At 61.4% G+C, this 15,235-nt stretch carries 16 protein-coding genes; 10 read left to right on the top strand and 6 right to left on the bottom strand.

The window, feature by feature from the left end; all coding sequences use genetic code 11:
• Positions 1–4 precede the first annotated feature (4 nt).
• The 5 genes from PanNE5_RS18885 to PanNE5_RS18865 all read right to left on the bottom strand — a co-directional run bounded on the left by PanNE5_RS18885 (position 5) and on the right by PanNE5_RS18865 (position 5,428).
• Positions 5–1,069 carry an efflux RND transporter periplasmic adaptor subunit gene (locus PanNE5_RS18885; protein WP_261938611.1) on the bottom strand — a complete coding sequence of 355 codons (1,065 nt, stop codon included), beginning with the start codon at positions 1,067–1,069 and terminating at the stop codon, positions 5–7.
• Positions 1,066–2,454 carry a TolC family protein gene (locus PanNE5_RS18880; RefSeq protein WP_130027828.1) on the bottom strand — a complete coding sequence of 463 codons (1,389 nt, stop codon included), beginning with the start codon at positions 2,452–2,454 and terminating at the stop codon, positions 1,066–1,068. Before PanNE5_RS18880 ends, PanNE5_RS18885 begins: the two co-directional genes overlap by 4 nt.
• Positions 2,455–2,535: 81 nt before the next feature.
• Positions 2,536–3,849, bottom strand: coding sequence for a sensor histidine kinase (locus PanNE5_RS18875; RefSeq protein ID WP_261938610.1), 1,314 nt, complete (start codon positions 3,847–3,849; stop codon positions 2,536–2,538).
• Positions 3,839–4,528 (bottom strand): response regulator transcription factor, encoded by a 690-nt coding sequence (locus PanNE5_RS18870; protein ID WP_130025940.1) that lies wholly within the window; start codon positions 4,526–4,528, stop codon positions 3,839–3,841. Before PanNE5_RS18870 ends, PanNE5_RS18875 begins: the two co-directional genes overlap by 11 nt.
• Positions 4,529–5,122: 594 nt before the next feature.
• Entirely contained in the window at positions 5,123–5,428 is a 306-nt protein-coding gene (locus PanNE5_RS18865; RefSeq protein ID WP_130025941.1) for a PepSY domain-containing protein, read from the bottom strand.
• A gap of 685 nt (positions 5,429–6,113) precedes the next feature.
• Between PanNE5_RS18865 and PanNE5_RS18860 the strand changes: the two genes are divergently transcribed.
• From PanNE5_RS18860 to PanNE5_RS18815, 10 genes are all read left to right on the top strand, one after another.
• Positions 6,114–6,788, top strand: coding sequence for a response regulator transcription factor (locus tag PanNE5_RS18860; protein WP_130025942.1), 675 nt, complete (start codon positions 6,114–6,116; stop codon positions 6,786–6,788).
• On the top strand, positions 6,769–8,217 hold the full coding sequence (locus PanNE5_RS18855; protein WP_261938609.1) for a sensor histidine kinase: 1,449 nt from the start codon (positions 6,769–6,771) through the stop codon (positions 8,215–8,217). The genes PanNE5_RS18860 and PanNE5_RS18855 overlap by 20 nt, the downstream gene beginning before the upstream one ends.
• Positions 8,218–8,366: 149 nt before the next feature.
• Complete coding sequence (locus PanNE5_RS18850; protein WP_130025944.1) at positions 8,367–8,771, top strand: PepSY domain-containing protein; 405 nt, start codon at positions 8,367–8,369, stop codon at positions 8,769–8,771.
• A 119-nt stretch (positions 8,772–8,890) separates the two neighbouring features.
• Positions 8,891–9,136 carry a hypothetical protein gene (locus PanNE5_RS18845; protein WP_130025945.1) on the top strand — a complete coding sequence of 82 codons (246 nt, stop codon included), beginning with the start codon at positions 8,891–8,893 and terminating at the stop codon, positions 9,134–9,136.
• 110 nt (positions 9,137–9,246) lie between these two features.
• Complete coding sequence (locus PanNE5_RS18840) at positions 9,247–9,678, top strand: carboxypeptidase-like regulatory domain-containing protein (protein ID WP_261938608.1); 432 nt, start codon at positions 9,247–9,249, stop codon at positions 9,676–9,678.
• An 8-nt stretch (positions 9,679–9,686) separates the two neighbouring features.
• Positions 9,687–10,376: a DedA family protein gene (locus PanNE5_RS18835; RefSeq protein WP_261938607.1), complete on the top strand. Its 690-nt coding sequence runs from the start codon at positions 9,687–9,689 to the stop codon at positions 10,374–10,376.
• A gap of 34 nt (positions 10,377–10,410) precedes the next feature.
• Positions 10,411–11,007 carry a hypothetical protein gene (locus PanNE5_RS18830; protein ID WP_130025946.1) on the top strand — a complete coding sequence of 199 codons (597 nt, stop codon included), beginning with the start codon at positions 10,411–10,413 and terminating at the stop codon, positions 11,005–11,007.
• Positions 10,961–11,671 (top strand): ABC transporter ATP-binding protein, encoded by a 711-nt coding sequence (locus tag PanNE5_RS18825; RefSeq protein ID WP_261938606.1) that lies wholly within the window; start codon positions 10,961–10,963, stop codon positions 11,669–11,671. The genes PanNE5_RS18830 and PanNE5_RS18825 overlap by 47 nt, the downstream gene beginning before the upstream one ends.
• Positions 11,664–12,341 (top strand): ABC transporter ATP-binding protein, encoded by a 678-nt coding sequence (locus PanNE5_RS18820; protein ID WP_261938605.1) that lies wholly within the window; start codon positions 11,664–11,666, stop codon positions 12,339–12,341. Before PanNE5_RS18825 ends, PanNE5_RS18820 begins: the two co-directional genes overlap by 8 nt.
• A complete protein-coding gene (locus PanNE5_RS18815; protein ID WP_261938604.1) occupies positions 12,338–14,992 on the top strand; it encodes an ABC transporter permease in 2,655 nt (884 codons plus the stop codon). The genes PanNE5_RS18820 and PanNE5_RS18815 overlap by 4 nt, the downstream gene beginning before the upstream one ends.
• On the opposite strand, the gene PanNE5_RS18810 is transcribed toward PanNE5_RS18815, so the two are convergent.
• Positions 14,989–15,228: a GDCCVxC domain-containing (seleno)protein gene (locus tag PanNE5_RS18810; RefSeq protein WP_130025951.1), complete on the bottom strand. Its 240-nt coding sequence runs from the start codon at positions 15,226–15,228 to the stop codon at positions 14,989–14,991. The genes PanNE5_RS18815 and PanNE5_RS18810 overlap by 4 nt on opposite strands.
• Positions 15,229–15,235: the final 7 nt, after the last annotated feature.

Raw genomic sequence — 15,235 nt, 5'->3', positions numbered from 1 at the left:
TGGGTCAGTCGTCACACTCGGGTGGATCCTTGCAGGCCGTGGCGATACCTTGTGGCTTGAGCTCTTCGGAGAGCAGCAGTTGGGCACCCTGCGTCACGACCTGGTCGCCGGCTTGGAACCCTGACGTCACCATGAAACCGTGGTCGCCCTCGTCGCCAGCGGGCACGAAGCGCCGCGTAAAGCGATCGGGAGCCGTCCGCACGTAGGTCCATGTTTGCCCGCCGTACCATATCACCGCCCGTTCTGGGATCCGCAGCTCGGATGCAGTCTGGCTTGACGTCGGCACGCTCGCGCTCGTGCGCAAATTTGCCGGCAGCGCATCGTCGGCGACGTAAAGCCAAGGGCTGCCCTGCACGGCCGGATCGGCGAGCGGTGAGGCGGAAAGCTTTTGAGCGGGCACCGAGCGGCCGTCGGGCGTATCGATCGTGATACGCGCGGGCGGTGCCATGCCGAAGCTGGCCGGCAACGTGACGCGCAGCACCACGGCTTGCCCAGACTGGAGACGCTGAAACAGTTTCGAGGTCGATGCCGTCGCGGCATTCGCAAGCGCGTCGCCAAACTGCTGCCGCATCGTAGCATTCAGCCCGTTCAGCGTGGCATGGGCCGATTGGAGCCTCGCTTCGTCGGCTTGCATCGCCGACTGCGCATCTTGGAAGCTCTTCTGCGAAATGTTGCGATCGTCCGCGAACAGCGTGCGGCTGCGCTGGTACTGGGCGCGCGAGCTTGCGACCTGCGCAGTGAACGTTCCGACGTCCGCGCGGGCGCCCGCCAAGCGGTTGCGCAGATCGAAGAGCGGCTGCAGATCGATGACGGTGGCGTAGGCGCTGATATTGGCCTGGCGCGTGACGGCTGTGAGCGGCGCGACCTCGATGTGGCTGGCCCGCTGTTCCTCGGGACCGACGACGACCACCGTTTCGCCGTTTACCGTCTGTACGGCGCGGGGCGGGGCGGATTGCGTTGCCACGGTCGTCGACGTGCTGGTGTCCAGGAACGTCTGATAGATGTACCAGCCTGCACCGCCAGCCAGAGCGAGCGATACGACGGAGAGAGGGATCAGTCGGAGTTTCATCGTGGTGTCTCTTCACTGAGGGTATCGCTCACCGCCTCGTGACCGAGGGGTTGCTGCATCGCATCTTCGAGTGCGCCGGCGCCTTGCTGGACCGCGATCACGGCATCGAGATGGACGGTTTCACTGGTCTGATAGCCCGCTTTCGCCTGCGTGTAGGTCAGTCGGTCCGCGTTCCCGTTGGCAAAAGCGGCGGCCTGGCCGTTGAGCTGTCTGCGGGCACTCGCGAGATGGGCGTCGGACAAGCGCAATGCTTCGACGCTTGACCGGTAGCGCGTGAGCGCATGCGCAAGATCGGCGAGAATCTTGTCCTGCAGCGCGCCGGCACGGGCCGCAGCTTCCTGGCGTCTTGCTTCGGCTTCATGGATGCCGCCTTGATTCTGGTTGAAGATCGGCAACGTGATGCCTGCGAGCCCAAATGCGATCTTGTGCGTGCCCGTGTCGTATGTATAGCCCGGTCCGAGGTGGAGGTTCGGATACTGCTTCGCGACTTCGAGCTGAAGAGCCGATTCGGCCGCAGCGTAATCGGCAAGCGAGGCGCGCAGATCTGGGCGATGGAAGATCGCCGCGCGCTGTGCATCCGCGGTCGGCGGTGCGGGCGGAACTGCGCCGAAGGCGGAGAGGTCAATTTCGATGCCGTCGAGCGCAGCGACGGGTATACCGATAGCGGCAGCGAGCTGGGCTCGCGCATCCTGATCGGCGCTGCGCGCCGCAGCCAGATCGCTTTGCGCCTGCGTGTCGGCAAAAATGGCAGAGTCGACGTCTGGCCGCGAGAACTGCCCTGCGGCTAGACGCTTGCGGCTCATCTCGGCAATCTGCCGCTCGGATTCGGCCCTGGTGGACTGAAACGCAATGCGCTTGCGGGCAGCATAGAGGGCGAGCATCGCAACTCGGACTTGCCTGCGGACCTTCCACGCCTCATTGACGAGGCTCAGCCGCGCGGCTTCCGACAGGTGAGTCGCCTGATCGACGCGATAGCCGCGCTTGTGCGCCGTCTCGATCGGGATGTCGAGTGCCGGGCCGAAGGTGATCGGGGATCCCGGCCCCGGGTTGGGTGTCGAATACTGAAACGGTAACTGCAAGACCGGGTTGGGAGTCGTGTCGGCGACGTCGATGCCGGCCTTGGCAGTGCCCCATCGGGCGCGCGCAACGTCGAGGGCGGGGCTGTAGTAGAAGGCCGCCAGCGTGAGCATTTCGCGATTCCAGCGCGCGGGCGGCCACGGTGCGACATTGTGCCCGGCCTCGCGCACGACGAAGGAGTGTAACGCCTCGCTCGCAAGCGAGCGCTGCTCGAAATGTCGGGCAAGCTGAGCTGGGGCGATCGGCTGGGCATGATAGGTCGTACAGCCGGCCAGCCCGACGAAAGCAATCAATATCGCTCGGCGCATTCTGAAATCCATCGGTCGTTCTGCTGCCCACCAGGGGCAGCGTCCGACACGGATGCTACGCCACCGCTTGTGAAGTTTTCGTCAAGAAAATGTTCGGCCGTCGCTGGTCCCAAGATGCTCCAAGCTGGCGGACGGCAGGCGCAGCGAGACACGGGTGCCGCTGCCGGGCTCGCTGGCCAGTTCGATCGACCAACCATATCGGTCGCATATCTTGCGGACAATCGATAGGCCGATCCCAAAGCCCCGCTTTCCTGACTGCTGGTCTTCCGCTTGGTAATACCGATCAAAGACATAGGGCAACGCGCCCGTTGGAATACCCGGCCCGGTGTCCTCAATGTGCAACCACCCGCCCAAATAGGAAATACGCACCCGCCCTCGGTCGGTGTGCCGCACCGCGTTCTCGATGAGGTTGGACAGCACGATCGCGAGCGCCGAGCGGTTCGCCATTACGTGATGAGCGTGATCCAGGTCAACGACGGTCTCGAGCTTCTTTTCCGCAAGGCGATTGGCAAAGGGCATCAGAGCGGATTCGACCAGGTTTGCCATAGCCACCGGTTCGATGTCGTGTGCCGACTCTTCTCTGGCGAGCATCAGCAATGCGTTAGTGAGTTCGCGCATATTGTCGGCGGCGTGCTCGATCTGCTGGAGCCGCTTGCGCGATTTTCCACTGATTGCGGAGTCCTGCGTGAGTAGTTCGCAACTCGTCGTGATCGTAGTGAGGGGCGTGCGCAGTTCGTGGCTCACGTTGCCGGTGAACTCCTTTTCGCGCTCGATCATCTCGGCCATGCGCCGATGGTAATCGTTGAAGGCGTCGACCAGTCCGGCGAGTTCCGTTTCATCGTACTTGCCGGGCTGGATCGACGGCGTTTCTCCGAACCGAAGTGTCTTCACCTGACTGGCGAGACTGGCCACCTGCCGCACCAGCAGGCCCGACAGACCGAAGGATAGCCAAATCGTGAGCAGCGCGAAAACACCCGTCCCGGCCATCACCGCATTGATGACTTCCTTGAAATGGTGTTCGTAGGCGTTGAAATTGTAAATTCGATATAGACGTGTGGTACCGAACGGGGTGATCGCGACGTGAATCTCACGGCCGTCGATGATGATTTGATGCGTCCCGTCAGGAAGGTTTCTGACGGATGCCGGTAGAACGATCGACGGATGGTCCGATGTTGACACGTACCCATTCAACTGTTGGTCGAATGGAGGCAGGAGCGTGGGATCGACTCGATAGTTCTTGAGGACATTCGTCATGTCGTCGTGGATCAACGCCACAATCAGTTTCTCCTCCTGCGCTTCGGCCAGCACTCTCACACCTAGTGCCTGAGCAAGCAACAATGCGATAGTCAGCGCCGAAAAGAAAAGTGCCACCTTGAAGCGCAGGCTATTTCGCATCTCGATCGCACTCCAGAAGCCGGTAGCCAACGCCGTGGACCGTTTCGATAAGGTCCGCCTCCCCTGACTTGGAGAGCGCCCGACGTAAGATGTAGACGTGAGTGCGCAGTGTGTCACTGTCGGGAAGCTGTTCGCCCCAGACTTCGGTTTCGAGCTCGGCACGAGTGAACATGCGGTTTGGCGACTGCAGCAGAATGCGCAGCAACTGCAGACATTTTGGCGAGAGCTTGACTGGGCGGCCGGCACGATCGACCGTCATCTTCGATACGTCCAGGTGCACATCAGCGAACCGGAGATCCACGGCTGCGACCTGACCACGATAGCGCTTGATCATGGCGCTCAGCCGCGCGCCAACTTCCTTGAGTGAGAACGGCTTGATTAGATAGTCATCGGCCCCATGCTCGAAACCGAGCAGTTTGTCGTCGAGCGCATCTCGAGCGGTCAGCATCAGCACCGGCGTGTCTCGACAAGCTTCTCTGCGCAGATTGCGGCAGAGCGACAGACCGTCCATGCCGGGCAACGATAGATCGAGGAGGATCGCATCCCACGAGCCGGCGAGCGCCATCCGTAGGCCCATGTTGCCATTGGACGCAACATCGACCTCGTAGCCGGTTCCCTCCAGATAGTCATACAGGTTCGCGGCGATCGCCGGATCGTCTTCGACAATCAGTACTTTCATGGAATTATCGTTCCTTTGATTTCCTCGAGAAATCTCTTCAGCGAGGCTCACTGTGGTGTCTGGCGATGGCCTGACGGTATGCCAGAATAAACACCCCAGATATTTGCGGTGTGACCCGCTAGGTGGCAATGCCTGGAACAACCGCTGCACTGGCATATCCAGCGGAATGTGAGCGCCGAGAAGCGTTGTCACAACGCCAACCAATCTTGTGTGGCAGTCAATTGCGGCGCGAAAGCAACAGACTAGTCCCGCGCGATGTGGTCTCGGGAAACAGACTGTCGGCGGTGTAGCGCAGATAAGTTTTGCGGATTCCCATGAAAAAATGGGCGACATGTTCTCACACCCAACCTATGGCCTAGATGATCGCCAGCCAGATGGCTTCGCCGGATTGCCGCGCCGCTGCGGTTCGGCGGCTCGCTGCCACGCAGTCGCCACTGCAACCGGGACGTGCAGTGGCAAATGCCGAGCCACACGTCCGGCAAGCACCACCGGCAGGGCCAATCACGAGCGTTAAGCGTGAGGAAACGCATGCCGCTTATCGGTTCCGTGTCGCTCATCCGAAATCTTGACTCGCTTTTCCACTTCACGGAAGCATCAATCCTCCGTGTCGTGCGTCAGTGAGATGACCGCCCCCGTCTCGGCGTTGACTTTGACGTCGAACACTTTGGTGTCGGCCACGACTTCTACCTTATAAAGGTTACCCTGCTTTTCGCTGTCGAATTCGGCTTGTGAGGCTTTGCCGCTGACGTGCTTCTCTGCAATGGCCACGGCTTGCGTCAGCGAGATATTGGCGTTAGTGGCAGCCATTGCATCGTTTTCCCTATGCTGTCCTGCATATGCGAGGGTGCCGAGTGTAGCCAGTGTGACGGCAGCAAGAGAAAGCTTGGTGTATCGGTACATATAATTTCCCCAAAAACACGCGGGAATTCGCGCAATGACAAGCGTATGTCCAAACACTTAGCAGTGCATTAGCGGTTTCAGACGGGAAAGCGCTGCGATAATATATTTCGTAATGCATGTATTTAATAAAAAATTGCCGGGAAGGCAGCGCAAGCCGACACCATTAAAGGTATGTTTGCAAGTCTGATTGGTGGGGAAGTCAGGACTATGCGAGGGCCATCGCCATAATTTTGAACCACTGGAAGGCGGGAACCCAGGAAAGATCACGCTCATCGACAGAACGATCGTTGCGGCTTACTGCATTTTCCTCTAGCTCTCGGCTAGGCACGTCGCGAGTCTGCCGATATTCGGCGCCTCACACAGACGCGCACTGAAAGGGCTGCGGCCCTCCCTTTTGGGTGAGAAAGCTATGGAGAATTGTGGCGCCGACGTGAGCGCGCAGGCTCTCATACTCTCTGCGCGCACTGCACCGCATGCCATAATGACGCGATATGGAACCGCCGCGGCTACGGCGCCAAGCAGCCAACGCTCACGAACACCCAAATTGATCTTCCGTGGGGCTGAGTGCCGCGGCATTGACCAAAACCACCCAAGAGCCAACGGTGGGGGAGCATGGATCGGCCGTCGGAACGACGCGTCTCATCGACGAAGAAAAGTCCCGGATACGACTCTAGAGGGCAATGCCATGCGAATTCTAGTTGTTGAAGATGACAGAAAGATCGGCGCGTTTGTCATCACTGCGCTGGAACAATCTGGGTTCGCTGTTGACCATGCGGAAGACGGCGTGAATGGACTCGATCTGGCGCTCTCTGCCTCGTATGACGCAGCGGTCATCGACATCATGTTGCCCCGCTTAGATGGATTGTCGATCATTGAGGCGCTGCGCCGCCAGGGGGTCGCTACGCCGGTCATTATCCTGAGCGCCAAGCGGACCGTGGATGACCGCGTCAAGGGTCTTCAGATGGGAGGCGATGACTATCTGACCAAACCGTTCGCGCTGGCTGAGCTGCTTGCGCGCCTTCAAGCGCTAATCCGCCGTGCCACGGGGACCACTGAGCCAGCCCGGCTGGTCGTGGGTGAGTTGGTCCTTGACCTGCTGACCCGCGAAGCGAAGCGGTGCGGGCAGAGGCTCGATCTGCAACCGCGCGAGCTTTCTCTGCTCGAATACCTGATGCGCAATGTGGGCCGCCCGGTTTCCAAGAGCATGATCCTGGAGCACGTCTGGGACTACACCTTCGATCCCCAGACCAACGTGGTCGACGTGCTGGTCTGCCGCTTGCGCAACAAGATCGACCGGGACTTTCCCGTGAAACTGATCCATACGATCCGCGGGGTCGGCTATGTCCTTAAAGCCCCTTGATGCCCAGCGAAAAACGATCAGCTTCCGGCTCGCGCTCTGGTACTCGGCGTTCTTCATCCTCGGCGCCCTGGTGCTTTTCTCGTTCGCGTATTTTCTGCTGGCCGCCTCGCTGCGTCAGCATGATCGCAACAGCGTCGAGCAAAAGCTTCATCAGTTGGCGGCCCAGTATCAGGCCGCCGATCTCACGGGGCTGAAAAAGGAACTGGCCCTTGAGGCACGGCTGGGGCGAGCCAAGCCGTTTTTCATCCGCATTGCCGGGCCACGCGATACCACGGTCTTTGTCGAGATTCCCGATCAATGGGCAAAGTTCGACCTGAGCGGCCTCGAGCATATGCCGCCGGCGGATTCGAGCGCCTTGATCCGGCTGCCCGCCAAAGACGACGAAGCTGTCCTGGAGATCGCCGGCACGCGCCTGCCAGACGGTGGCCTGCTGCAAGTCGGCAAGAGTACTGAGGAGCGCGACAGCGTCCTGGAACGCTTTGGCTGGATCGTGGCCGGCGTCATGGGCCCGACGATCGTGGTCGCCCTGCTCGGCGGGGCGTACCTCGCCCGACGCTCCCTGCGGCCGATTCGCCAACTGATCCAGACCGTCCGCACGATCGAATCCGGTGCCATGGCGGCCCGGGTGCCGATCCGCGAGACCGGCGACGAACTCGACGAGCTGGGGGCGTTGTTCAACGGCATGCTGGACCGGATTGCAACCCTGATCCAGGGTATGCGCGGCGCGCTCGACAACGTCGCTCACGACCTGCGCACGCCGATGGCGCGCCTCCGAGGCATCGCGGAAATCGCCCTGCGCTCGGAGGCGGGGCCAGAGGCTTGCCGGGAAGCGCTGGCGGACTGCGTGGAGGAGTCGGATCAACTGATCCGGATGTTGAGTACCTTGATGGACATTTCCGAGGCTGAAACCGGTACGCTCAAATTGCAACTGGAATCCGTTAACCTTTCTGAGCTCTTGGCCGATGCCATCGATCTCTACCAGCAGGTGGCCGAGGAAAAATCCATCACCGTCTCGCTTGCCGCACCCCAGCCGATCTGGGTCACGGTGGACCGCAATCGCCTGCGCCAAGTGATGGCAAATCTGCTGGACAATGCCATCAAGTATAGCCCTGTGGGCGGGCGCATCGACGTACAGGCCCGGCTGCGGCCAATCGCGGTCGAGATTCGCGTGGCGGACACCGGCATCGGCATGACACCCGACGAGCTATCGAAAATCTGGGACCGCCTGTACCGTGGCGACCGCAGCCGCTCACAGCGTGGCCTGGGACTGGGCCTGAGCCTGGTGAAGGCCGTCGTCGAAGCACACCAGGGCCACATCGAAGCGTCGAGCATGGCCGGCGCCGGCTCGGTCTTCACCATCACGCTTCCCGCCTTGGCCGGCGAGATCCGCCTTCCCCCGGACGACCCGTCAATCCTTGCCAAGCTGTAATGTTCGGGCAAGCTTCCGGCAAGATTCAGCGGCCACTATAGCTCCTGTAAGGCTGGCATGCCGCCCCTCCCCCGCAAGCGACACTGCGACTGAACCTCGACACGGCCTCGACCTTGCAACGCAAATGATTCACTCAGGGAGTATCGGCCATGAACGGCAAGCAAAGGAAGCGGGCGATATGCGCGGTGTTGGGCGCACTCACGCCGGGCGTCGGGCTGCTTGGCAGCGCCCATGCGGCCGGTGACGGGACGACCCAGTCTCCGGCCTATCAATCCAGCATCAAGGTGCCGAACCAGCAAATCGGGGAACGTGGTGAAGCGGCCAGACTCGCCGCACTGGCCAAGATCGATGCGACGAGGGCGACCGCAGCCGCGCTGGCCCAAGTCCCCGGGACCGTGCTGAAGGTCGCCCTCGACAACGAGAACGGCAACCTAGTGTATAGCGTGGAGATCAAGACTGCCGGCAATGAAATCAAGGACGTCAAGGTCGATCCGGGCAACGGAGCCGTCGTGCATGTGGATATCGCCGGCGACCAGGAGGACACAGAGGAATAGCCGTCCAGGGCTAGATCCATTTTCCACTGCCGCCGAGCGATCGGCACCCGACCGCCAAGCCGCGATTTGAAGGCGGTTACGAAAACGTCAAATGGCTTGGCACGATGCAAGGAGTTGAAATGAACAAGCTGCTATCAATCCTCATTACGGCGGTATTTTCCGCGCTCTCATTCTCTGTGGTTGCTGCTGACGCGACGGCTTCAGGCGTCGGTGCTGCGGCGTCCCAGCCGCAAGTCGCCGCCCCTGCCAAGACGTATGCCAAGAAGTACCAAGAGAGCGGGAAGAGTGAAATGAAGGAAGAGAAGCACGAAAACAAAATGCATGAAATGAAAGAAACCAAAGCGCAGGAAAGAAAGGAGAAATGAGCGCTGGCCACTGCCAGTAGCCGCGATGGCGGCCATGCCGCGCATGTCCTGATGACATTGACGAGCGCCCGGGCACGGCATTATTCCATCCGATTGTCAGGAGATTCACGATGAAATCCATCACGCGCATCTGGGCGGCGGCCATGGTTATGACGAGCCTGGGAGGAACGGTCTTCGTGGCCGGTGCACAGACCGCTTTCCCTCCCGAAAAAATGCAAGGCGCCATCGCATATGTGAGTGGTGGCATTGGACTGGACGAAGCAAACGCCCTCAAGCTAGCCGCCGCGCGGTATCCGCTCGAATTGGAATTTGCCCGCAAGGCAACGCCGCAGAATGAATACGTATCGGATGTCGGCGTTGTCATCAAAAACCAGGCGGGTAAGTCCATGCTCAAAGCCACTTCGGACGGCCCGTACTTCCTCGCGAAATTGCCCGAAGGCAAATATACCGTCAGTGCTGAGCGGCACGGCGACATGCAGCAACGCGTCGTGCAGATCCGGGCGCACCAGCATGCGCGGCTGATTTTTGTGTGGCAGAAGTAGCAACAGGTGTGAGCGCGATCCATGCCGCCGAGCGGTGCCTTGCCCCAGGTGATCCGGACCTGCATCTCGTGCCGAGCGCGACTATCGCGCGCATCCTCCTCCCAACGTCGTCCAGACCAGACATGCTTGCCATGGATATTGCAAATCTAGTCCAGAGCTACGGTTACCTCGCCGTCGCTACGGGAACGTTCCTGGAAGGGGAAACCATTCTGGTCATGGCCGGCTTTGCCGCCTATCGGGGTCATCTCGCGTTGCCAACCGTGATATTGATCGGCACGCTGGCGAGCTTCATTGGAGATCAGTTGTATTTTCAGATGGGGCGAAGATACGGGCCAGCGCTGCTGGCACGATTTCCGTCGGTGCGACCACGCGCGGCACGCGCCCAGGCGCTGCTGTGGCGGCATCACCTGCCCTTGATCCTGTCCATCCGGTTTCTGTATGGCCTGCGCATCGCCGGACCTATGGCGATTGGCATGAGCGAGGTGCCATGGCTGCGGTTCTTTGTCCTCAATTTGATGGGAGCCGCGGCCTGGGCCAGCGTCATCGCTGGTGCGGGCTTTGTCTTCGGGCAGGCGTTGACGGATCTGCTCGCAAATGCCGGTTATTACGAGACCCTGGTGCTGGCGGCGATCCTGCTCTGCGGCGCGCTGGGGTGGCTATACGTGCATCGGAGACATCCGGGCAGCCGCAGAGCGTAGCTATTGGACGATATTTTTCAAGAAAGGAGCCATTATGCTGAGCTGCATCAGGAAACACGCGCGATCGACTGCACTGACCGTGGCGGCTGTCGCAGCGCTGCTCAGTGGCTCACTGACCGTGAGCACGCCAGCTGTGGCAACGGAACGCCCGGTCGCACCGGAGAAGAATCCACCGGGTGACATCCCGGATACCCAAGTCTTTATTACCTATACGTCGCCCTTGGGTTTCTCGCTGAAGGTGCCGGAGGGTTGGGCGCGAACGGATCGTCGTGACGGAGCAAATTTTTCCGACAAGTACAACGCGGTCAACGTCACTGTCGCGTCCGCTGCCAGCGCTCCCACGGCCACATCTGCCGCCGATCACGAGGCCGCCGATCTGGTCAAGGCAGGGCGTGCGGTCAAGATCGAGGCGATCAAGCAGGCCATGCTGCGATCAGGCCCTGCGCTCCTGATTGTGTACACATCGAATTCCGAACCAAATCCAGTCACAAACAAGCCATTGCGCCTGGAGAGCCATCGTTATCTGATTTACCGCGGCGACAAGCTTGCCACCCTCGAGCTATCAGCGCCGCTCGGAGCCGACAATGTCGACCAATGGGAACTCATGTCAAATTCATTCCAATGGCGCTAAACCTTGGCCATTGGAAGCGTTTGAACTCTACCGCTTCTACCACAGCGGCGAGGACGAGACAGTTGCGCTACGTGGCGTGTCGCTGCGGCTTGGGGCGGGGGAATTTGTCGCTCTGATGGGGCCGTCCGGGAGCGGCAAGTCTACGCTGCTGGCATGCCTGGCCGGACTGGATGAGCCCGATGGCGGGCATGTCGAGGTGATGGGGCTGCGCATGTCGCGGCGGCTCGAAGCCACGCGTGCCGCCTTGCGAGCCCGGCACATCGGCATCCTCATGCAAGCGGGCAACCTGTTCGAGCACCTCACGGTGGAGGCCAATATGGAATTGCAGATGGCGCTGTCTAAACAATCCGGCCGGAACACACTCGACCACCTGCTGGAGGTGATGGGCCTGACCGGGCAGCGCCGTGCACATCCCTCGCAACTGTCGGGCGGCGAGGCCGCGCGCGCGGGCCTCGCAGTGGCCTTGTCGTCAAATCCTCATGTGCTGCTGGCAGACGAACCCACGGCGGAAGTGGATGCGGCCACGGAAACCAACATTCTGAACCATTTGATGACACGGTGCCGCGAAGGGGCGGCGGTTCTGATCGCGACGCACAGCAAGGCGCTTGCGGCGCAGGCCGACCGTGTCCTCGGCATTCGAGATGGACGCATCACTCATGTCTGACACCCTGATCGAGGCCCAAGCCGTTGGCCGGCGCTACCCGCAAGGCGGAGTATCCATTGCCGCGGTCGCCAGCGCGACATTTCGATTGCGCGCGGGAGATCGCGTGGCGCTGGTCGGCCGATCCGGGAGCGGCAAGTCGACCTTGCTGCACCTTATGGCAGGACTCGACGTGCCGACCAGCGGCGAGCTTACGTGGCCTGCGCTAGGCGCCGCCGAAACGCTGCTGCCTGAGAAGATCGCGCTGGTGTTTCAGGCGCCGAGCCTGCTAGAGCCATTGACGGTGAGCGAGAATGTGGCACTGCCGCTGCTCATGGCAAATGCGACACCCGATATTGACAACGCGGTCGCAAATGCGCTTGCCATCTTCGGCCTTGAGAGCCTGGCGCGCAAACTGCCCGAAGATCTATCCGGTGGGCAGATGCAACGTGTCGCCATGGCCCGTGCAATTGCCGGAAATCCTCGCGTGATCCTGGCTGATGAACCGACCGGTCAACTCGATCAGCCAACCGGTCGCGCCTTGCTCGATGCGCTTCTCGCGCATCTCGCTGGCACTTGCACGGCGCTTGTCATCGCCACACATGATCCCGCAGTGGCTGAGCGCATGGAAAGGGTTTGGCAAATGGAGCACGGCACCCTCAATAAAACCATGACAGCCATGGAGGGCGTATGACCTGGTTGTGGTTTTTCGGCCTCATCAAGGAGCGCAAGGCTCGCCTCGCGGGCACCGCGGCCGGCATCGCGATCACCGTGGCGTTGCTGGCCTCGCTCGGCGCTTTTCTGGCCCAGAGCACCGCGTCCATGACGCGCCGCGCGCTCGCCGGTGTGCCGGTTGACTGGCAGGTGCAATTGGTCCCCGGGACAACCGTGCAGTCGGTTGCCACAGCCATTGGCAAAGCCACTGCGGTGTCCACGGTGCAAACGGTTGGTTATGCCGATGTGAACGGTTTCGAAGCCCATACCGGCGCCACCGTACAGACCACCGGCAAAGGCAAGGTGCTCGGCTTCGATGCCGCCTATATCCGCGATTATCCGGCGCAGTTCCGGACGCTGCTCGGCAGCCTGGATGGGGTTCTGCTTGCGCAGCAGACGGCGGCTAACCTGCATGCCACGCTCGGTGACGTTGTCACGATTCATCGTACCGGCCTTGCACCGGTCGACGTCAAGGTGGCCGGTATTGTCGATTTGCCGCATGCCGATTCAATGTTTCAGGCCGTCGGCGTCACGCCCGGGGCGGCGCCGCAGGCACCACCGGATAATGTCCTGCTGATGCCCATCGACGAGTGGCACCGCCTCTTTGACCCGCAGGCGGCAATCCGGCCGGATTCGGTTCGCATTCAACTGCATGCGCGAATCGCGCCTGCCACACTTCCGGGCGATCCGCAGGCGGCTTTTGCAGTGGTGCAGGGTGCGGCGAAAAATCTTGAGGTGCGCATCGCGGGCAACGGCATCGTGGCGGACAATCTGGCGGCGAGGCTCAACGCCGTGCGCGGTGACGCGTTGTATGCCAAAGTGCTGTTCCTGTTTCTCGGCGCGCCGGGGGCACTGCTGGCCGCCTTTCTGACGATAGCGGTGGTGGCATCCGGCGCCGGCCGGCGCCGGCGCGACCAAGCATTGCTGCGAATTCGCGGGGCCTCGCGCGCGCAAATCATGAAACTGGCGACGGTCGAAGCAATGTGCATTGGCATGGGTGGCACGATCGCCGGACTGTTTCTCGCCACACTCTTGTCCCGGATGCTTCTTGGCGGCGGTACTTTCGCCGTTTCCGCCATCGGCTGGATCACAGCCGCTGTCCTGGCTGGCGTTGTGCTTACCCCCGCCGCCATTCTCGCCACGGCATGGATTGATGCGAGACAGACGACAGTCGCGACGGCCCGGATGACAATTGGCCCCGATCGCGCCCGGCCCTGGCAACGCATCGGCCTTGATTTCATACTCATAGCCCTGTCGGCCCTCGTCTTCTGGAGAACGTGGAGCACGGGCTATCAGGTCGTGCTGGCCCCCGAGGGGACGCCAGCGTCATCGGTGGATTACCCAGCCTTTCTCGCACCGGTCTTGCTATGGCTGGGCCTCGGGCTGCTGACGGTCAGACTGTGTCTGGTGGGGCTCAATCGCGGCCGCGAACACCTGGCCACGTGGCTGAACCCTATCGCGGGGGCCCTGGCGGGCGTCGTGGCCGCCGCCATCAGCCGGCAGCGCAAACGCATGACGCAGGGTGTCGTCCTGGTTGCGCTGGCCTTCGCTTTCGCGACCTCGACCGCCGTCTTCAACACCACCTACAACGCGCAGACGCGCGTCGACGCGGAGCTCACGAACGGTGCGGACGTGACGGTCACAGGCACGTCCCGGGCCCCCGCTTCAACGAAGCTTAGGGAACTTGCAGCTTTGCCCGGCGTGCGCGCCGTGCAACCGATGCAGCACCGGCTGGCCTACGTCGGTACTGACCTGCAAGACCTGTACGGTATAGACGCCACGCACATCGGCGATGCAACGAGGATGTCGAATGCGTATTTTGCGGGAGGAAACGCAAAAAAGACGCTCGATCTGCTCGCGCGAACGCCTGACGGCATTCTCGTTTCGGAAGAAACCGTGAAGGATTTCCAGCTCCATGTGGGCGACGAACTCAATCTGCGGCTGCAAAATGCGGTGGATCATCAATATCACGTCGTCAAATTCCACTTCGTCGGCGTAGTGCGTGAATTTCCGACCGCGCCGAGAGACTCTTTCCTGGTGGCCAATGCGCGCTACGTTGCGCAGCAGACCCACACCGACGCGGCCGAGGTCGTTCTGCTCAAGACCTCCATGGGGCCCGCGCAAGTGGCGCCGGCTGCGCGGGCGGTTGTCGCAGCACTCCCGGGGGTCAAGGTCACCGACCTAGGGCAGGCCCAGCACCTGATCGGATCCAGCCTGACCGCTGTCGATCTTGGTGGACTGACGCGACTGGAGCTTGGCTTCGCCGTGCTTCTGGCGGTTGCGGCGACGGGACTTATTCTCGCCCTCGGACTTGCCGACCGGAGGCGCACCTTCGCCATCCTTTCCGCCCTCGGAGCGAAACCCCGTCAACTCGGCGCTTTTCTCTGGAGCGAAGCCTCATTGCTCTTTCTCGCCGGCACCAGCACCGGCATACTGACGGGTTTTGCGCTCGCCTGGATGCTGGTCAAGCTCCTGACCGGGGTTTTCGACCCACCGCCCGAGCGACTCACTGTGCCGTGGCTTTATTTGACCGCCTTGGTCGGTGTGGCGTTCGGTTCGGTCGTTGTCGCGGTGGCCGGAGCTCTGCGGGAAACGCGCATCCCTGCGGTACAGCGCATGCGCGAACTCTAACCAACGGAGATGCTTTTTTGCGGGTACCCGCAGCATCCGCGTTGTTGCTGGATGGGTGGACATTTGACCGAGCCGAACGAGCAGAAGACGCAACAGTCACCGGAGTTGGGGCGCAACAGCATCATGCAGTGACTGCACTCGTAGTAAAACTGGCAGGCGTTGGTGGGCATGGTTTCGTGCTGGGCAAAACCGCAATGCGGGCAGGTCAACACGGATTCGAGGATGACGGCGTTCATCGCGGCC

It is taken from the genome of Pandoraea sp. NE5, from assembly GCF_024363545.1.
Taxonomy (GTDB): Bacteria; Pseudomonadota; Gammaproteobacteria; order Burkholderiales; family Burkholderiaceae; genus Pandoraea; species Pandoraea cepalis.
The sequence above is the reverse complement of the archived record's forward strand: the minus strand, read 5'-3'. Positions and strand labels throughout refer to the sequence as shown.